This is a genomic window from Geomonas diazotrophica (assembly GCF_019063885.1).
Classification (GTDB): Bacteria; Desulfobacterota; Desulfuromonadia; order Geobacterales; family Geobacteraceae; genus Geomonas; species Geomonas diazotrophica.
Genome location: NZ_CP077684.1, coordinates 118,823 through 137,192, shown reverse-complemented (window position 1 = coordinate 137,192; position 18,370 = coordinate 118,823). Strand labels below are relative to the sequence as shown.

At 63.2% G+C, this 18,370-nt stretch carries 21 protein-coding genes and 1 riboswitch; of the genes, 12 read left to right on the top strand and 9 right to left on the bottom strand.

From position 1 onward, the window contains the following. Positions 1-18 precede the first annotated feature (18 nt). Both polA and KP003_RS00560 read right to left on the bottom strand, forming a co-directional pair. Positions 19-2,697 carry a DNA polymerase I gene (gene polA, locus KP003_RS00565; RefSeq protein ID WP_216790165.1) on the bottom strand — a complete coding sequence of 893 codons (2,679 nt, stop codon included), beginning with the start codon at positions 2,695-2,697 and terminating at the stop codon, positions 19-21. Then, a complete protein-coding gene (locus KP003_RS00560; protein WP_216496832.1) occupies positions 2,698-2,871 on the bottom strand; it encodes a DUF4177 domain-containing protein in 174 nt (57 codons plus the stop codon). Positions 2,872-3,055: 184 nt separating this feature from the next. Here KP003_RS00560 and KP003_RS00555 point away from each other — a divergent pair, with 184 nt between their 5' ends. Continuing rightward, entirely contained in the window at positions 3,056-3,229 is a 174-nt protein-coding gene (locus KP003_RS00555; protein WP_183345018.1) for a hypothetical protein, read from the top strand. Between the two features lie 104 nt (positions 3,230-3,333). After that, positions 3,334-3,756 (top strand): Hsp20/alpha crystallin family protein, encoded by a 423-nt coding sequence (locus tag KP003_RS00550; RefSeq protein WP_216496833.1) that lies wholly within the window; start codon positions 3,334-3,336, stop codon positions 3,754-3,756. A gap of 4 nt (positions 3,757-3,760) precedes the next feature. On the opposite strand, the gene larE is transcribed toward KP003_RS00550, so the two are convergent. The 3 genes from larE to KP003_RS00535 form a co-directional block, all read right to left on the bottom strand. After that, entirely contained in the window at positions 3,761-4,567 is an 807-nt protein-coding gene (gene larE / locus KP003_RS00545) for an ATP-dependent sacrificial sulfur transferase LarE (protein ID WP_216496834.1), read from the bottom strand. Between the two features lie 100 nt (positions 4,568-4,667). Further along, positions 4,668-5,126: an RrF2 family transcriptional regulator gene (locus KP003_RS00540; RefSeq protein ID WP_216496835.1), complete on the bottom strand. Its 459-nt coding sequence runs from the start codon at positions 5,124-5,126 to the stop codon at positions 4,668-4,670. A gap of 111 nt (positions 5,127-5,237) precedes the next feature. Beyond that, complete coding sequence (locus tag KP003_RS00535; protein WP_216496836.1) at positions 5,238-5,447, bottom strand: hypothetical protein; 210 nt, start codon at positions 5,445-5,447, stop codon at positions 5,238-5,240. 133 nt (positions 5,448-5,580) lie between these two features. Between KP003_RS00535 and dapF the strand changes: the two genes are divergently transcribed. The 5 genes from dapF (at position 5,581) to dtd (ending at position 8,810) form a co-directional block, all read left to right on the top strand. Continuing rightward, entirely contained in the window at positions 5,581-6,420 is an 840-nt protein-coding gene (dapF, locus tag KP003_RS00530; RefSeq protein ID WP_216496837.1) for a diaminopimelate epimerase, read from the top strand. Positions 6,421-6,532: 112 nt separating this feature from the next. After that, positions 6,533-6,970 (top strand): HIT family protein, encoded by a 438-nt coding sequence (locus KP003_RS00525; RefSeq protein ID WP_216790163.1) that lies wholly within the window; start codon positions 6,533-6,535, stop codon positions 6,968-6,970. Next, positions 6,970-7,821 carry a deoxyribonuclease IV gene (locus KP003_RS00520; protein ID WP_216496839.1) on the top strand — a complete coding sequence of 284 codons (852 nt, stop codon included), beginning with the start codon at positions 6,970-6,972 and terminating at the stop codon, positions 7,819-7,821. The genes KP003_RS00525 and KP003_RS00520 overlap by 1 nt, the downstream gene beginning before the upstream one ends. Positions 7,822-7,845: 24 nt before the next feature. Continuing rightward, positions 7,846-8,364 (top strand): O-acetyl-ADP-ribose deacetylase, encoded by a 519-nt coding sequence (locus tag KP003_RS00515; protein WP_216790162.1) that lies wholly within the window; start codon positions 7,846-7,848, stop codon positions 8,362-8,364. Then, the gene (gene dtd / locus KP003_RS00510; protein ID WP_216496841.1) at positions 8,361-8,810 is read left to right on the top strand and encodes a D-aminoacyl-tRNA deacylase; all 450 of its coding nucleotides are present in this window, start codon (positions 8,361-8,363) and stop codon (positions 8,808-8,810) included. The genes KP003_RS00515 and dtd overlap by 4 nt, the downstream gene beginning before the upstream one ends. A 2-nt stretch (positions 8,811-8,812) precedes the next feature. Here the strand turns inward: dtd and KP003_RS00505 are convergent, their stop codons facing one another. Continuing rightward, a complete protein-coding gene (locus KP003_RS00505; RefSeq protein ID WP_216496842.1) occupies positions 8,813-9,184 on the bottom strand; it encodes a pyridoxamine 5'-phosphate oxidase family protein in 372 nt (123 codons plus the stop codon). 110 nt (positions 9,185-9,294) lie between these two features. On the opposite strand from KP003_RS00505, the gene KP003_RS00500 reads away from it, so the two are divergent. From KP003_RS00500 to metX, 5 genes are all read left to right on the top strand, one after another. Next, on the top strand, positions 9,295-10,152 hold the full coding sequence (locus KP003_RS00500; RefSeq protein WP_216496843.1) for a TIGR02757 family protein: 858 nt from the start codon (positions 9,295-9,297) through the stop codon (positions 10,150-10,152). Then, entirely contained in the window at positions 10,152-11,867 is a 1,716-nt protein-coding gene (pabB, locus tag KP003_RS00495) for an aminodeoxychorismate synthase component I (RefSeq protein WP_216790160.1), read from the top strand. Before KP003_RS00500 ends, pabB begins: the two co-directional genes overlap by 1 nt. Positions 11,868-11,977: 110 nt before the next feature. After that, positions 11,978-12,841 carry an NAD(P)-dependent oxidoreductase gene (locus tag KP003_RS00490; protein WP_217300221.1) on the top strand — a complete coding sequence of 288 codons (864 nt, stop codon included), beginning with the start codon at positions 11,978-11,980 and terminating at the stop codon, positions 12,839-12,841. Then, positions 12,838-13,008: a hypothetical protein gene (locus KP003_RS00485; protein ID WP_216496846.1), complete on the top strand. Its 171-nt coding sequence runs from the start codon at positions 12,838-12,840 to the stop codon at positions 13,006-13,008. Before KP003_RS00490 ends, KP003_RS00485 begins: the two co-directional genes overlap by 4 nt. 86 nt (positions 13,009-13,094) lie before the next feature. Further along, a riboswitch (SAM riboswitch) is annotated at positions 13,095-13,193 on the top strand. A 99-nt stretch (positions 13,194-13,292) separates the two neighbouring features. Then, positions 13,293-14,396, top strand: a complete 1,104-nt coding sequence (gene metX, locus KP003_RS00480; protein ID WP_216496847.1) for a homoserine O-acetyltransferase MetX — start codon at positions 13,293-13,295, stop codon at positions 14,394-14,396. Between the two features lie 262 nt (positions 14,397-14,658). On the opposite strand, the gene KP003_RS00475 is transcribed toward metX, so the two are convergent. The 3 genes from KP003_RS00475 to KP003_RS00465 all read right to left on the bottom strand — a co-directional run bounded on the left by KP003_RS00475 (position 14,659) and on the right by KP003_RS00465 (position 18,098). Next, complete coding sequence (locus tag KP003_RS00475; protein WP_216496848.1) at positions 14,659-15,861, bottom strand: acetate kinase; 1,203 nt, start codon at positions 15,859-15,861, stop codon at positions 14,659-14,661. A gap of 213 nt (positions 15,862-16,074) precedes the next feature. Next, positions 16,075-17,112, bottom strand: coding sequence for an endonuclease/exonuclease/phosphatase family protein (locus KP003_RS00470; RefSeq protein ID WP_216790157.1), 1,038 nt, complete (start codon positions 17,110-17,112; stop codon positions 16,075-16,077). 53 nt (positions 17,113-17,165) lie between these two features. Next, positions 17,166-18,098 carry a polysaccharide deacetylase family protein gene (locus KP003_RS00465; RefSeq protein WP_216790155.1) on the bottom strand — a complete coding sequence of 311 codons (933 nt, stop codon included), beginning with the start codon at positions 18,096-18,098 and terminating at the stop codon, positions 17,166-17,168. Between the last annotated feature and the right edge of the window lie 272 nt (positions 18,099-18,370).

Genomic DNA, 18,370 nt, shown 5'->3' with positions numbered 1-18,370 from the left:
CGGCTGCCGCCGAAAACGTTAGTGGGCCTCGGCCCAGTTCAGGCCGAAGTTGAGGTCTACCTTGAGCGGGACGGAGAGGGGAAGCGCCCCCTCCATCTCGCTGCGCACCAGCTCCGCCATCAGCTCCCGCTCGTTTTCAGGCACCTCGAACACCAGTTCGTCGTGCACCTGCATGATCAGGCGGCTGGCCACCCGCTCGTCGCGCATGCGGCGGGAGACCTTGATCATGGCCGCCTTGATGATGTCGGCCGCCGAGCCCTGGATCGGGTAGTTGGTGGCGTTTCTCTGGGCGAAGGCGCGCACGTTGCCGTTTTTGCTGGCGATCTCCGGGATCTGCAGCCTCCTCCCCAGGATGGTGGTGACGAAGCCGCAGGTCTCGGCCTCGGAGATGCAGCTGTCCAAGAAGCTCCTGGCACCGGCGTGGCGTTCGAAATAGTTGTCGATGAAGGCCTTGGCCTGCTTGGCGGTGACTCCCAGTTCCTTGGCCAGCGAAAAAGCCCCCTGGCCGTAGATGATGCCGAAGTTGATCACCTTGGCCTGGCGCCGCATCTCGGGGGTGACCAGTTCCGGGAACATGCCGAAGACCTCGGCGGCGGTGCGACGGTGGACGTCCTCGCCGGAGGCGAACGCTTCGCAGAGGACACGGTCGCCGGAGAGGTGCGCCAGCACCCGCAGCTCGATCTGGGAATAGTCGGCCGAGAGGATCAGGCTTCCCGGCTCGGCCACGAAGGCGCGCCTGATGTCGCGCCCCTCCGCTCCGCGCACCGGGATGTTCTGCAGGTTCGGATCGGACGAGGAGAGCCTGCCGGTGTTGGTGACCGCCTGGTTGTAGGAGGTGTGCACCCGCCCGGTCCTGGGATCGACCAGCTTGGGGAGGGCGTCGGTGTAGGTCGACTTAAGCTTCGAGATGCTCCGGTACTGCAGCAGCAGCCGCGCCACCTCGTGCTGCTCGGCCAGCCGCTCCAGCTCCTCGACGTTGGTGGACCAGCCGGTCTTACCCTTGGTCTTCTTGCCGACCGCGAGCCCCATCCGCTCGAAAAGCATCTCCCCCAGCTGTTTGGGCGAGTTTATGTTGAAGGGGCCGCCGCAGTGGTCGTGGATCTTCGCCTCCAGCTCGATGAGCTGCTTGCCGAACCCGGTGGAAAGCTCCTTCATGAGCTCCGGGTCGAGCTTCACGCCGCACAGCTCCATGTCCGCCAGGATCTCCAGGAGCGGCATCTCGAGGTCGAAGAGGAGCTCCTCCATCCCCTGCTCGCGCACCTTGGGGAGCAGGATCTCGTGCAGCAGGAAGGTGGCGTCGGCGTCCTCGCAGGAGTAGGGGCCGGCGCGGTCCAGGTCCACCTCGGAGAAGTTCAGCTCGCACTTGCCGCTGCCCGCCACCTCTGCGTAGGAGATCATGCGGTGGTCCAGGTACTCAAGCGCCAGGGCGTCGAGCCCCTGGCTGTTGCGCGACGGGTTGACCAGGTACGCCGCCAGCATGGTGTCGCACCAGATGCCGGCCAGTTTCACGCCGGAAAGTTGCAGCACCTGGTAGTCGTACTTCAGGTTCTGGCCGATCTTCTTGCGGGCGGGGTCGGTGAGAAGCGGTCCCAGGAGTTCCAGCACCAGCTTTTCGGGGAGCTGTTCCGGGGCGCCCAGGTAGCGGTGCCCGACCGGGATGTAGTAGGCCTCGTGGGAATGGCAGCTGACCGCGTAGCCGACGATGCAGGCCTCGAACGGGTTGAGGCTCGTCGTCTCCAGGTCGATGGCGAAGGCAGGCGCCTTTTCCAGCTTCGCCACGAGCTCGCGCAGCTCGGCCTCGGTCAGCACCAGCGCGTAGCGGTCGCAGGAAAGGGTGGGCGAGCTGGTCAGGTCCTTCAACAAGGTGGCGAAACCGTACTCGCGGAACAGCGCTGCCAGCCGGCGGTTGTCCGGAGGGGTCACCGCGAAATCGTCGATGTCGTACTCGATGGGGACGTTGCAGTCGATGGTGGCCAGGGTGCGGCACAGGCGGGCCTGGTCGGCGAATTCGACCAGCCGCTCCCCGGTCTTCCCCTTCACCTCGGAGGCCCTCGCGAGCAGCTCGTCCAGCGAGCCGAACTCCTGCAGGAGCTTCTTGGCCGTCACCTCCCCGACCCCCGGGACGCCAGGTATGTTGTCGGAGGTGTCCCCCCAAAGCGCCAGCACGTCTACCACCCGTCCCGGCTCCACGCCGAACTTCTCGATGACGTCGGGGATGCCGAAGCTCTTGTCCTTCATGGTGTCCAAAAGCGTCACGTGCTCGGTGACGACCTGCATCAGGTCCTTGTCGCCGGTGACCACCACGCAGTCGAGCCCCGCCGCCTCGGCCTTCTTGGCGATGGTCCCGATGATGTCGTCCGCCTCCCAGCCGGGAAGCTCCAGCGCCGGGATGTTGAAGGCGCGCACCATCTGCTTGATCGGCTCGATCTGCTGGGCCAGGTCCTCGGGCATGGCGCTCCTGGTCGCCTTGTAGGCGGAGAAGAGCTCGTTTCTGAAGGTGATCTTGCCGGCGTCGAAGACCACGGCGACGTGCGCGGGAGCCCGGTCCTTCATGACCTTCAGGAGCATCTGGGTGAAACCGTAGAGCGCGTTGGTGGGGAAGCCGTTGGGGGAGCTCAGGTGGCGGATGGCGAAATAGGCCCGGTAGATATAGGAGGAGCCGTCCAAAAGGTACAGGGTTTCTCTCTCGGCCGTCACCTAGTTCTCCTCTTTGGTGAAGACCACGAAGGCCATGGCCGGGCGCTTGCTGGCGTCACGCATGGCGAACTGCATGGCGTCGAATTTCCATCCCTTCCGGGTCCATTCGTTGAGCGCCTCCTCGATGGCGTCCTCGGAAACGTGGCTTAACTCGACCACCTTGTACTGCAGCATAAATACTCCTCACGACTGGGATTTTCCCGGCCATATTATCCGATAAACCCTTATGCTTCAAGGCGAAATGTTCTGTTGCAAAAAAGATCCAAACTGCTATGATTCACAAAAATAAAAAAAGGGGGTGCAGCAAGTTCAGGCAGTTAGGCGTCGGCGTTAACAACCAGGTAAAAGGGGAGCCAGCATGGCACGAGACGAAGAAAAAACCATCGACGAATTGGCACAGCGGATGGAAATCAACCTGGCAATGGACTACGAGAAAAAGGACTTGAAGGCACAAAGGGAGTTGGTCAAACAACACCTCTACGACGGCTCCAAAAAATTGAAGCACACCGTACCCAAAGGGAAGCGGATTTAAACCAGAAGAAGGAAACAACGGGGAGGGGGCTTGAGGAAACGGCTCCCTCCCCTTAAATTTTGCCTACCATACGCGCCCGGTGGCGCACCTTGCGGAGGGAGAAGATGGCGATCGTCAGGTACAACCCGCTCAGCGAACTCAGAAGCATGCAGGACAAGATGAACCGGCTGCTGGACCTGGCCTGGACCCGCGAGATCGGGGAGGAGATCAGGGAGGGGGTCTGGCACCCGCCGGCCGACGTCTACGAGAGCAACGCGGCGGTGACCATCAAGGTGGAGCTTCCGGACCTGGAGCTGGACGACATCGACATCAGGGCGGAAGACCACACCCTCACCATCAAGGGGGAAAGAAAGCACAGCGAGGAGATACGGAAGGAAAACTTTCACCGGATCGAGCGTTTCTTCGGCCCCTTCCAAAGGAGCTTCGCCGTCCCTCCCGACTTCGACACCACGGGCTTCAGCGCGAGCTGCGACTGCGGCGTCCTCACCATCGTCATCCCCAAGACCATCACGGTGGAGATCACCTGAGGGCTCACCCCTCGTTCATGCTGCCGGTGCGGTACCCCTGCAGGTCGAGCGACACGTAGGTGAAGCCGGCCTGCCGGAAGAAGTCGAGGGTGCGCTGCCGAAGCGCCGGCTCCAGCATGCGCCCAAGTTCCGCCTCGGAGAGTTCGATGCGCGCGCTCTCCAGGTGGAACCTCACCCGGTACACCTTGAACCCCTCCCCCTTCAGAAACTCCTCGCAGCGCTCCACCTGGTTCAGCCTCTGTTCGGTGATCTCGGTGCCGTAGGGGAAACGGCTGGCCAGGCAGGCGTAGGCCTGCTTGTCCCAGGTGGGGAGGCCCAGCCCCCGGGAAAGCTCCCGTATGTCGGCCTTGGAGAGTCCCGCCTCGAGCAGCGGCGAGCGCACCTTGAGCTCGCAGGCGGCGACGCGCCCGGGGCGGTAGTCCCCAAGGTCGTCGGTGTTGCTGCCGTCGGCGACAAAGGCGAAGCCGAGTTCGCGCGCCTTGTCGCTGCAGATCCGAAACAACTCGCTCTTGCAGTGGTAGCAGCGGTCCTTTGGGTTATGGCTGAAACCGGGGATCTCCAGCTCGTTGGATTCGACCAAAAGCTGCGTGGCGCCGACGGACGCCGCCAGGCGCTTCGCCTCGCTGAGTTCCGATTCGGGGTAGGTGGGTGAGGTTGCGGTGACGGCCAGGACGCTCCCGGTTCCGAGCGTGTCTATGGCCGCCTTGAGCAGAAAGGTGGAGTCGACCCCGCCCGAGAAGGCAACCAGGACGGTTCCCATCTCGCGCAGGGCCTCTTGCAGTTTCGTGTATTTTTCCTGGGGTGATGCCATGGTGCCTCGCAGGACCGCCGCCCCGGGGACACGCCGCGTAACTCACAGCCGTTGGTGCCGCCGCGGCTGCAGTCATTTTGTGATGGGAGCTGCCCGCCGTCTAGATGAAGTACATGAAGCGATGATCCTGCTCCCGCTTGATCCCCAGCGCCTCCCCCCGTTCGCACAGGGTCTTCAGGGTGACCGACTCGAAGAACTCGTTGAGCCTGGAGTTGGATTCCTCCCAGACGGTCTGGGTCACGCAGCTTCCGTCGAAGCCGCACTCCCCTTTTCGCCTGCCGGCGCAATCGACGATGAGGGTGTCCCCCTCGGTCGCCTCGATCACGGCGCGCACCGTGATGTCCTCGGGACTCTTGGCTAGGCAGTATCCACCCTGCGGGCCGCGCTTGCTCTTCAGGATGCCGTGCTTTTTCAGCCCCTGGAAGATCTGCTCGAGGTAACGAGGCGAGATGTCCTGACGCCGCGAGATATCCTGGATCTGCGCCGGCTGGCTCCCGGCGTTGTAGGCGATGTCGAAAAGAGCCCTCAAGCCGTAACGGCTCTTGGTGGAAAGTCTCATGTCTGTATCTCCCGCTGTTTAATGGTTAAGCGAGGATACAATACCACATTTTTCATGTCAACAATATAAAGAATTGTATGTCCGAATTTACCACTGCGGGCCTGGGCCATATCACCAGTACCGCTGGGGCGGCTCGACACGCTCCACCAGGGTGATGTAGCCGTCGACTACCTGGAAGACGTCGCCGTAGATGTTGGTCCACTTGTCACCCTCTTCCAACGGCACCGGGACCTCGCGGCTGCCCAGGAATACCTCGGCGTCGCCGATGTAGGCGTACCACTCCAGGCTGCCGTTCATCCAGAGCTTGTTCTTGATTTCCATTAAACCTCCCCGCCTTTTTTTCTCATGATCTTACTGAAAAGTATACGCGTCGGTCAAGCAACTCCGGTTTTCGCTTGTTGCCGCAGGCCGTTTTTGTTATTAGAGAATGACATTTTCCTTGGGGGTCTTTTCCATGAAATTCACAAAGATGCAGGGTGCCGGCAACGACTACGTCTACGTCAACTGTTTCGAAGAAACCGTGCAGGACCCCGCCGCCGTGGCCGTCAAGGTATCCAACCGCAACTTCGGAATCGGCTCCGACGGCCTCATCCTGATCATGCCCAGCGAGGTGGCCGACGTCAGGATGCGCATGTTCAACTCCGACGGTTCCGAGAGCGAGATGTGCGGCAACGGCATCCGCTGCGTCGCCAAATACGCCTACGACCACGGCATCGTGGCCAAGAAGGAGATCACCGCCGAGACCGGAGCCGGGATCCTGACCCTGCAGCTCTTCACCGGCGCGGGGAACAAGGTGGAGAAGGTACGCGTCAACATGGGGCCGCCCCGGCTCACCCGGAAGGAGATCCCGATGCAGGGTGATCCCGACGCGAAGGTGATCGGCGAGCCGCTCAACATCCTGCACTCCACCTTCAACATCACCTGCGCCTCCATGGGGAACCCGCACTGCGTCATCTTCGTGAACGACGTGGACGGCTTCGAGGTGGCGAAGTACGGGCCGCTCATCGAGAATCACGAGCTGTTCCCGCGCCGCACCAACGTCGAGTTCGTGCAGGTGATCTCGCGCACCGAAATACGCCAGCGCACCTGGGAACGCGGGGCCGGCGAGACCCTTGCCTGCGGCACCGGCTCCAGCGCCGTCACCGCGGCCTGCGTCCTGAACGGCCTGACCGAGAAAAAGATCCTGAACCACCTGACCGGCGGCGACCTCGAAATGGAGTGGAGCGAGGACGGCAACATCTACATGACCGGTCCGGCGGTCGAGGTCTTCAGCGGCGAGATAAACATAGGTTAAGATTGAGATTAAGATTAAGGAGAAGCGAGATAATCATAGATCAAGATTGAGATTAAGATTAAGGAGAAGCTCAATCTTTGTCTTAATCTCTATCTGCCTTTAGGAGCTTTTTGTGAACTCATGCCCCATCTGCACCAAATGGGAAGACGACGCAGACCAGCGGGTCATCGAACTGGAACACACCATGGTTTCGCTGAACCGGGACCAGTTCTTCGCCGGTTACTGCTTCGTCTATACCAAGGACCACGTCACCGAACTGTTCCACCTCTCCGAAGCGGTGCGAAACGGTGTGATGGCCGAGGTCTGTGCCGTCGCCGAGGCGCTTTACAACGCCTTCAGCCCGGATAAGATCAACTACGAACTGCTCGGGAACATGGCGCCGCACATGCACTGGCATGTGGTGCCGCGCCGCTCGGGGGACCCGCTCTGGCCCCGCCCGCACTGGAGCGAGCCGCACCGGGAACTGATCCTCAAAAGCGAGGAGTACCTGGCAAGGGCCGAGCTGATCAGGACCCACCTCGGGAAACTGGGCGTCAAGGGGAGGGCGTAATGGACCTATTGGGCGCTCACGTCTCCATCTCGGGCGGCATCCACAACGCCGTCGACCGCGGGGTCGCCTCCGGCTGCGGCGTGATCCAGCTCTTCACCCAGAACGCCAACCAGTGGCGCGGCAAGGCCGTCTCCGACGCCGACGCCCAGCTCTTCCGGGACAAGTTCGCTGCCAGCGGCATGAAAAGCGTCATGAGCCACGACATCTACCTGATCAACCTGGCCGCGGCACCCGGCGAGGTGAAAGACAAGAGCCTCGTCGCCTTCCGGGAGGAGCTGGAGCGCTGCGCCAAGCTCGGCATCGACAAGGTGGTCATGCACCCCGGCTCGCACAACGGCGACGGCGAGGAGGTCGGCATCAGACGCGTCTGCGAGGCCTTCGACCAGCTCTTCGCCGAGGTGCCGCAGTTCACCGGCAAGGTACTCTTGGAGAACACCGCGGGCCAGGGGAGCAACCTGGGCTACAAGTTCGAACACCTGAAGGCGATCGTGGGGGGCTGTTCCGACCCGACCCGTTTCGGCGTCTGCTTCGACACCTGCCACGCCTTCGCCTCGGGCTACGCCATCGCCGACAGGGAAGGTTATCGCAGGACCTTTGACGAGTTCGACGCCCTGCTCGGCATCGACCGGCTGATGGCCTTCCACCTGAACGACTCCAAGAAGGGGCTGGGGTGCAGGGTGGACCGTCACGACCACATCGGCGCCGGGACGCTCGGCCTCGAGCCCTTCCGCTTCATCCTGAACGACCCGCACTTCGCCCTGGTCCCGAAGGTGATCGAAACCCCGAAGGGGGATGACGACGAGATGGACGCGGTGAACCTGAAACTTTTGCGGAGCCTGATCGAAAGCTGATCCGGAACCGAGAGGGGGTACGGCATGCGCGAAAAGGTTGACATCGTACAGGGGGATATCACCAAGGTGGCGGTCGACGCCATCGTCAACGCGGCCAACAGCTCGCTCCTGGGCGGGGGTGGGGTGGACGGCGCCATCCACCGGGCGGCCGGTCCCGAGCTCCTCGCCGAGTGCCGCGCCCTGGGGGGATGCCCCACCGGCGCAGCCAAGATCACCAAGGGGTACCGGCTCCCGGCCCGGCACGTGATCCACACGGTGGGTCCGGTCTGGCACGGCGGCGGCAGCGGCGAGGCCGAACAGCTCCGCTCCTGCTACCGCAACTGCTTCCGGCTGGCACACGAGAACGGGCTTACCGGGATAGCCTTCCCCGCCATCAGCACCGGCGTCTACGGCTATCCCAAGGGTCCCGCCTGCCGGATCGCGCTGGAAGAGGCCAAGGCGGCGCTGGCGAGCTATCCCGAACTGGGAAAAATAATCTTCGTGGCGTTCTCCGCCGAGGACGCAGAGACCTATCGGGAAACGATGCAGGAGGTTTTTCTGTGAAGGCGGTAATTCAGCGGGTCAAGCGGGCCAGCGTGACTGTGGCAGGAAAGGTGGTCGGAGAGATCGGCCCCGGAGTCCTGGTGCTGCTCGGCGTGGAGATCGGCGACACCTGCAAGCAGGCGGACTGGATGGCGGAGAAGATCGTCAACCTGAGGATCTTTACCGACGACCAGGGGAAGATGAACCTCGCCCTCCCCGACGTCAAGGGAGAGATGCTGGCGGTCTCCCAGTTCACCCTGGCGGGCAACTGCTCCAAGGGGAGACGCCCCTCGTTCGATACCGCTGCCGCTCCGGAGGAGGCCAACAAGCTGTACAGCTATTTCATGGGACAGGTCTGGGAGCTCGGCGTGCCGGTGCAAAGCGGGATCTTCCAGGCCGACATGGAGGTGTCGCTGGTGAACGACGGGCCGGTGACCTTCGTCCTGGAGACCCCGCCCAACCGCTGAGCTCACATGAGAGGCCGTACCTCTTCGACCTTGAAGTAGACCACGCAGGAAACCGCGGCGCTTGCCTGCGGGCTCGCCACCAGCGCGGTCCGCTCCTTTATCTCGCCCAGAAGTTCCCCTTCCCCCTTCTCATCGGTCATGGTGAGGGTCAGCCTCCAGCCGCTGTAGCCTCGCGACGGCGCCAGGTACAGGTAACTGGCATGCGGGTTTTGCCTCAAGTTGGCGATGCTGCGCCCGTCGCCAAAACCCCAGGCCAGCGTCTGGTCGTCGACTACGTGCGGTATGGCGAAGACGGCGAGGTTCACCACACCGTTGGCGTCGGCGGTGCCCAATATGCCGCGCCCCCCTTCCGGAAACAGTTCCGCAAGCTTCATGTGTTCCGCCCCCTTTTCTCTTTAAGCTGATGAACCACTATGATAATCTAGCAGGCCCGTAAGGATTGTCTACCGCGCCCGCGGGCCGGTCAGCAGCGAAGGAAGAGCACGTGGAGCTGAAAACCATACTCGAAGCACTGTACCAGAACCGCTCCCAGGCCCACCTGGCCAACGACCCGCTCTCGTTTTGTCACCGCTACAGCGACCCACTGGACCAGGAGGTCGCGGGGCTGGTGGCCTCCTCGTTCGCCTACGGCAACGTCAAGATCATCAAGAAGAACCTGGCCGGCATCTTCCAGGCCATGGGCCCCTCTCCGCGCCGCTTCGTGGAGCGCTTCGACCCGAAACAGGGTAGCCGCCTCTTCGCCGGCTTCAAGCACCGCTTCAACGACGCCCGCGATCTCTGCGCCCTCTTGCTCGCCTGCCGGATCATGCTCGAGGAGGCCGGCTCCGTCGAGAAGTGGCTGCTGCGCTTTTACACCCCGGCGGACGAGGACCTGACCGGGACCCTTTCCGGCTTTTCCGAGGCGGCGAAGAACCTCGACCTCTCCCCCGTGTTCGGCCCCGGCGGCGTTCCCGCGGACTCGTACTATCCCTTCTTCTTCCCCTCTCCCGCCTCGGGGAGCGCCTGCAAGAGACTCTGCATGCTGCTCCGGTGGATGGTGCGCCCCGCCGACGGCATCGACCTCGGCATCTGGCACGGCATCTCACCCGCTCAACTGGTCATCCCCGTCGACGCCCACATCCAGCGCATCTGCCGCTTCCTCGGCTTCACCGGCCGGAAACAAGGGGACTGGCGCATGGCCTGTGAGATCACCCGGGCCCTGCGCGAGCTCGATCCGGCCGACCCGGTCAAGTACGACTTCGCCATCTGCCACCTGGGAATCTCGGAAGGGTGCGACGGCAAGGACAGGCTTAAGTGCGCCGCCTGCCCCATCGGCGACATCTGCTCGGCGGGGACCGATTGATGCACCCCTTTTCGGCATACCTGCACGGCTTCGCCTTCACCGGCCGGGTCGGCGAGATCGTCGCCCGGACGCCGGGAGAGGTGCTGCCCGCCTTCGAGGAACTGCAACGCCAGTTGGCAGCGGGGCTCCATGCGGCAGGCTTCGTCTGCTACGAGGCCGCCGGTGCCCTCAACGACGCCCTCACCACCCCTCCCGCGCACCAGATGCCGCTCCTCTGGTTCGGCCTCTTCACCGAGCGAAACGCCGAGCCCTTCCCGCTGCACCAGGCCCCCTTCCGCTGCTCCGACTGGCAGACCAATCCCGGATGGGAGACGTATCGGGACTCGGTGCAGGAGATCCGGGAGCTCATCGCCGCCGGAGACAGCTACCAGGTCAACTACACCATGCGGCAACGCTTCACCTTCAGCGGCTGCTCCCGCTCCTTCTTCAGCGAGCTCTGCCGCAACCAGCCAACCCCCTACAACAGCTATATCGAGTGCGGCAGGTGGCGCCTTCTCTCGGCCTCGCCGGAGCTGTTCTTCTCCCTGTCCGGCGGCAGGCTGGTCACCCGCCCCATGAAGGGGACCGCCCCGCGCGGCCGCTGGTACGCCGAGGACCTGGCCCGAAAGGAGCGGCTCCGTCAGAGCCCGAAGGACGTGGCGGAGAACCTGATGATCGTCGACCTGCTGCGCAACGACATGGGGATGGTTTCCCGGACCGGCTCGGTCCAGGTCAGCTCGCTGTTCGACGTAGAGAGCCACCCGACCGTGCACCAGATGACCTCCACCATCGAGTCTCGGGTCGGGGAAGGGGTGTCGCCGCTGGAGCTGTTCCGGGCTCTGTTCCCCTGCGGGTCGGTGACCGGCGCGCCCAAGAGACGCAGCATGGAGATCATCGCGGGGCTGGAGGGGGAACCGCGCGGACTGTACACCGGCTGCCTCGGCTATTTTTCTCCCGGCGGGGAGGCGCAGTTCAGCGTAGCCATCCGGACCGCCGTCCTCGACCGTGAAACCGGGCGGGGCGAGATCGGCATCGGCAGCGGGATCACTTACGATTCGCAGCCGGAGGCGGAATACCAGGAGTGCCTGGACAAGCGGGCCTTCGTTGCAGAGCAGCGGGGCGAATTCCACCTGATCGAGTCGCTGCTGCACGACGAGCAGGGCTACTTCCTGCTCGAGCGGCACCTGGAGCGGCTGGAGCGCTCAGCCCGCTACTTCTCCTTCCCCCTCGCCGAGGGCGCGCCGCGGCGGGTCCTGGAAGAGACCGCCGTCAGGCTCACCCCTTCGGCGCGCCACAAGGTGCGCCTCATGCTCTTCGAAGATGGCCGGCTGAGCTGTGAAGCGGCGCCGCTCCCCGAGGCGATGCCGGAAGCCAAGGCCGCCTTCGCGCGGCAACCGGTCAGTTCCGCCGATCCCTTTCTCTACCACAAGACCAGCCGGCGCGACCTTTTGCACCGGGAGCTCGCGGCCCGCCCCGACCTCGACGAGGTGATCTTCGAGAACGAGCGTGGCGAACTGACCGAAGGGGCCTACAGCAACCTGGTCGCCGTCATCGACGGCAGGAAATGCACCCCGCCGCTTGGCAGCGGGCTCCTCCCCGGCACCCTCCGCGAAGAGCTGCTGGCGCAAGGGATGATCGAGGAGAGGATCCTGAAAAGGGAGGACCTGGCACGAGCTGATGCGGTTTTTCTGGTAAACTCGGTGCGCAGGTGGCGCCAGGTGACCCTGGTACCATGAGCGCCCCCCTCACCCGGCCTGCGGCCGTCCTCTTACGCCCACGGAACCAGGCCTGGCGCCGGGCGAAGGTCGAGGGGCACCCACCACTGCAGACAAAAGGAGGCAACACCATGGAAACATACGGTTTCTTGGGGCTCGGCATCATGGGGAGCTCCATGGCCAAAAACCTCATCAAGGCGGGCTTCAAGGTAAAGGTCTGGAACCGCTCCCAGGCGAAATGCGAGGAATTCGCCGCGCTCGGAGCAGCCGTGGCGGCCACCCCGGCCGAGGTCACCTCCTCGTGCGCCGTAACCATCGCCATGCTGGCCGACCCGGCCGCGGCCCGTGAGGTCTGCTTCGGACCGGCCGGTGCCCTGGAGGGGATCGGGGCGCGGCGCGGCTACGTGGACATGTCCACCGTGGACCCCGCCACTGCGCAGGAAATAGCGGCGGCAATCACCGCCAAGGGGGGACAGTTCCTGGAGGCGCCCGTGTCCGGGAGCAAGAAGCCGGCCGAGGACGGCACCCTGATCATCCTCGCCGGCGGCGACCACGGCCTCTTCGACAAGGCGATGCCGCTCTTTGAAAAGATGGGCAAGAAGAGCCTGTTCCTGGGCGAAGTGGGACGCGGCGCGGAGATGAAGCTGATCGTCAACATGGTGATGGGGGGGATGATGACCATCTTCTGCGAGGGGCTCGCCTTGGCCGAGAAGGCGGGGCTCGCCAGCTCCGACCTCTTGGACGTGCTCGACTCCGGTGCCCTGGCCAACCCGATGTTCAAGCTGAAGGGGGGGCAGATGACCCAGGGTGTCTTCGACCCGGCCTTTCCGCTCAAGCACATGCAGAAGGACATGCGCCTGGCCGTCGCCCTGGGGGACTCCCTGAACCAGCCTCTTTGCTCCGCCGCGGCCGCCAATGAGAGCTTCAAGAGGGCGAAGGCGATGGGGCTTGCCGACCGCGACTTCTGCGCCGTCTTAAAGGCCATCAACTCATGAAAAAGCTGCTCTCTTTTGCCGGGGTGTCGCTTTTGACCAGCGCCTTTCTGGACCCGTTGATACAGTCCGGCCTGGACAAGCCGGTCCCCTGGGCGCGCGACTTCGGGATGTTCCTGGCGGGGGCGGCCTGCCTGTACATCCTGGTCAAATACCATCGGCAGCTGTAGCGTGCGTTGTGAACCCGGGGCTCAGTTTGCCGTTGACAAATGGGAGCGGCTCCCTTATCTTGCTCCGAAAATTGAATAGAAAGACCTGCTTATCTAGAGTGGTGGAGGGAAAGGCCCTGCGAAGCCACAGCAACCGGCCCATCGGGCGACAGGTGCTAAATCCTGCCGAAAGGCGAAGATGAGAAAGGCGCTTTTGCACCATTGCCACACCCGAAAAGCCCCTTCTCACACCGAGACGGGGCTTTTTTCGTGCCGGTTCCGGCACCCGAAAGTACGAGAGAGACATGTCCTACGGCATCGTGACAGAACAGATCACCACCTTCGACACCGAGCTGCGCCTGGAGAGCGGCCGCATCCTCGGGCCGATCGACATCGCCTATGAGACCTACGGCACGCTCAACGAGGCCCGCTCCAACGCCATCCTGGTGACCCATGCCTGGACCGGGAGTGCGCACCTGGCCGGCCGCCACAGCGAAGACGAGAAGCGCGCCGGCTGGTGGGACGAGATCGTGGGACCGGGGTGCCTTTTGGACACCGACCGCTACTTCGTCATCTGTTCCAACGTGATCGGCTCCTGCTTCGGCTCCACCGGCCCGACCTCCATCAACCCCAAGACCGGAAAGCGCTACAACCTCGCCTTCCCGGTCATAACGGTGCGGGACATGGTCAAGGCCCAGACGCTGCTCCTGGACCGGCTCGGCATCGAGAAACTCTTCTGCGTCCTGGGCGGCAGCATGGGCGGGATGCAGGCCCTGGAGTGGGCCACCCAGTACCCGGACAGGGTCGCCTCGGCGGTCGTGCTGGCCACGACGCCGCGCCCGTCGGCGCAGGCGATCTCGCTGAACGCGGTGGCGCGCTGGGCTATCTTCAACGACCCTACCTGGAAGAAGGGGGAGTACCGCAAGAACCCCAAGGATGGCCTGGCGCTGGCCCGCGGCATCGGGCACATCACCTTCCTCTCCGACGAGTCCATGACCGCCAAGTTCGGCCGCCGCTTCTCGGCCCGCGACGGACAGTTCGACTTCTTCGGCCAGTTCGAGGTGGAGCGCTACCTGAACTACAACGGCTACAACTTCGTGGACCGTTTCGACGCCAATTCCTTCCTCTACCTGGCCAAGGCGCTCGACCTCTACGACGTCGCCGCCGGCTTCGAGTCGATGGAAGAGGCCTTCGAGCCGGTCCGCGCGCCGATCCAGTTCTTTGCCTTCACCTCGGACTGGCTTTACCCGCCGGCACAGACCGAGGAGATGGTCGCCACGCTCCAAAACCTGGGCAAGTCGGTGGAATACCACCTGATCACCTCGGCCTACGGCCATGACGCCTTCCTCCTCGAGCACCAGACCTTCACCCCCATGGTGCAGTCCTTCCTGGACGGCATCAAACCATAACGCGATCTGCCCCCCCTGTTTTACCGAATGCGGCTATCGGGAGACGTTCAGCATCAACGTAGGGGCGAATAATTATTCGCCCCCGTTGGCATCTTTGCCCATCCCGCCATTGACGTTGGTCGGGCGCCGGGGGCGGGCGAATGCTCATTCGCCCCTACAGGTGCGGTCATAGCCCCCTCTCCTTGGAGGCAATAGCACGCAAAAAAAGGGCGGATGATCGCTCATCCGCCCCCTTCGGTAACTGCTCCGACTCCCGTTGAACCTACTGCCACCCCATGATGGCGGCGACGTCCTCGTTGAGGACCATGTCCTCGCCGCTTGGTATCACGAAAACCTTGATGGAGGAGTGGTCCGCGCTGATCATGACGTCCTTTCCTCCCATGAGGGCCTCGGCGTCCCGTTTCAGATCCACCTCGATTCCGAACTGGCTCATTCCCTGGAGCGCCATGCCGCGCACCGGCCAATCCTCCCACCCCTCGCCGTAGGTGAACACGATGGCGTCGGGCTTGCCCGTGACGGCGATGTAGGCCCCCAGGTACTTCCTCAGCCGGTAGGCCTCCATGTCGAGGGCGAGCTGGCAACGGGGATCCCCCACCACCGCTTCGTCCACCACGGTCCGGCGGCTGACCCGGCGCCCCACGATGCCGGCCAGGCCGCTCTTCTGGTTCAGGAACAGGTCGAGCTCCGTCACCGACACTCCCGCCTCGTTGGCCATGAACGGGATGATGCCGGGGTCGATGTCGCCGCAGCGGGTACCCATCATGACACCCTCGAGCGGGGTGAGCCCCATGCTGGTGTCGACGGACACGCCGTTTTTGACCGCGCAGAGCGAGACACCGTTGCCGGTGTGGATGGTGACCATGTTGGAGTTTTCCAAAGGCACTCCGGCCAGTTCAGCCCCTCTCCTGGCGGCATGCAGGTGGGACTGACCGTGGAAGCCGTAGCGCCTGACGCCGTGTTTCTGGTACCACTCGTAGGGAAGCGGGTACATGTAGGCGGGCTCGGGCATGGTCTGGTGGAAGGCGGTATCGAAGATGGCTACCTGGGGTAGTTCCGGAAGGAGTTCCTGCGCCGCACGGATCCCGGCGATGTTGGGCGTGTTGTGCAGCGGCGCCAATGTCGCCACCTCCCGGATCGCCTCGACCACGTCCTCGTCGATCAACACAGATCTCGTGAAGCGCTCTCCCCCGTGCACCACCCGGTGCCCGATGGCCTTGATCTCCGTAAGGTCGCAGATCGCCCCTTCGCCTACGAGGGTGTCGAGAATCAGCCGCAGTGCATCCGTGTGATCAGCGCACTCCCCTTCCAGGTGCTTTGGGTCTGCCCCGGGAACGCGGTGGGTCAGGAAGGAATCCCCTACCACGATCCTTTCCACCTTGCCGGTGGCCACCAGGGACCGCTCGCCCCAGTTGTAGAGTTGGTACTGTGCCGAGAACCTCCGGCAGTTCAGGGTGAGAATCAGCATGCTGCTAAACTCCGATCCGGGCAGGAGAAAGCTCAGCCGTGCCCGCTGCAATTTGCGTATCTTCGGGAGAGGTACCGGGATGTCAGCTACGATACGTGTGGAGAGTATGATCGGTGGGATGCCGCGGTCTTCACGGTTTCGCATTGACGGAACGTCCATAACTAGCACTATCTGTGGAAAAGTGCAAACAGTAACGGGTATGACAAAAGGAAACTAACGGGCATCACTGAGGATGAAATCCGCTATGACGGGACGGTGATCGGAGGCCCTGCGGGTTCCTACCCAGCAACGCTGGGTCTTGATCCCGGGAGTGGTCATGATGTGATCGATGCGCATCCAGGAAGCCCGCAACCAGGGCACCTTGTTCTTGAGCAGGAAGTGCCCGTAGGTGTAACCGTACCCCCTCCCCCCCTGGGCGAAGGCGTCGATGAGGCCTGCTTTCCTCAGGGTCTCACAGACCAGCGAGTGATCAGGCGAGTTGAAATCGCCGGCAACGACCACCTCCCCCTTTTCCCGTGCCAGGTACCCGGACACCGCCTGTGCCTGCCTGAGGCGCGTATCCACGTTGGCCTCGAAGCGGTCGATTGCCTTGGGGATGTACCAGGCGCCCCGCCGCGCCTTGCGGAAGGCGTTCAGGCCTCTTCTGGGGGTCTTGAAGTGGACGTTGTAAAGGGTGATGTCGCGGGAGCCGACCTGCACCCGGCAACGCAGGAAGGATTCCCCCTTCCTCTCGTGGTAGGGGAGATCATGGACCTCGACATCGGAGATGGGAAACCTGCTGGCGACGAGGTACTGCCCTTCGTTGTGCATCTGCCACCCGGCCAGGTAGTCGGACAGCGGGCCGCCACCTGCATCGACCGCGTCCTGGAACAGGATGATGTCGGGACGGCTTCTTTCCAGTTCCTCAACGAGCGGCATCAGGTCGCGCTTGCCGTACTTGACGTTCCAGGTCATCACCCGCAGCTTCAGAGGGGACTCCGCCCAGACCTTGTGCAGGGCCCAGTGCCAGTCCATGACCGGCCCCATAACCCACAGGGCGCCCAGAAGCGGCGCCCACACCAGGAGCTTCGCGCTGCGACAGGCGGCAAGGGCCAGCAGCAGCCCCGGAACCGCCCAGATGAGCTGGGGGAGGTAGAAGTTCAAGGCGGCCACCCAGAAGCGGTCCGGGCCTAGCCTGTTGAGAAGGGTGATGGCGGCCAGCAAAAGAACGTAAGCCGTGTTGAGTACCAGGAGCCAGTTGAACATACTCATCCGCCCCCCTTGGAGCCCCGGCCGCTCCTGCCTGCCCGGAAGCACCGTCCCTCCTAGGACCTGGTGACGCTCTGCTTCCAGAAGGAGGCCATTTCCTGGGGCAACAGGTGCCAGTACTGCCCGTCGTACTCCGTCGCGATATGGTGCAACAGTTCCCGGTACAGCTCGCACGGGTATTCGTCATAGCCAACGTCGCCGTCGAAACTCATGTAGTCGGGGTGGGTGATCAGCAGGGCCATTCCGCCGCGGTCAGCGATCCAGCTCAGTTTCTCCTTCCAGATGCGGATGTCCTTCTCCCGGAACAGGATGAACATGGTGAAGTCCTGGGGGAGCGTGTAGGGGAGCACCACGTATTCCCTTCCCCTGACCTTGGTCTGGTGCACCGGGAAGATCGTTTTCAGCCCGTCGGATTGCGGCTCGAAGGGGTCGGTATCGAAAGCGGATGCCTCGTAAAGGATGTCCAGCCGATGCAGCCATTCGAAGTTGTGATAGACACACGGGGAGCGGAAGCCGACCGCACCCCATTTCTTCAGGTAATCGTTGATCTGCTGCGCATGCTCTTCGAAGGTCTGCTGCGACTCGTAGAGCTTCCGGTTATGTTCCAGGCCGTGCACCCCCACCTCGAAGCCATAGGACACCAGTTTCTCCCTCAGCGTTTGGGGAAGGTGGTAGTCATGGGCGACGAAGTTGAAGGAGGAGCGGAAACCGAGCTCCTGCTCGAGTGCCATGAGCTGCTCGCAGCGCGCCACGCCGCGCGCCGTGTCGACATCGTGGGTCAGCACCACGGAAAACCGTCTCCCGTCCGGCCACCCCCGGAACCCCGGAGGCGTGGCGCCCGCCTCGGGATCGATGGGCCAGACATTTTGAAAGATGTAGCGCTTGTACTTCGCCACTACGCTGCGCAGCATGATCTGAAACCGACGCGACATCCAAGGCTTCATCTGGTAATAAGCGCGTGCGAGGGCCTCCTCGATGAAGGGCTTCATGACCTCTCCTTTGCATGCCGCGCAGGCCCGGATCATCGGACCGGCGAGTCGACGGTGAAGGGACAACGAGGCGGAACCGGCCATTAATTAGGAAACACAAAGACAAAATATATCCAAAGCGGCGCGCAATGCAAGCACCCGGAAGGGGGCACAGCGCCGCCCGCAGGCCTCTTTTCACCGAGACAGTCGCGGGAGGATATGATATGTTTTCCAATCCGCGGGGCTGGGGCCTCCCCCCCCGGAAAAGCCCGTATCCCCCCGCACCACGAGGA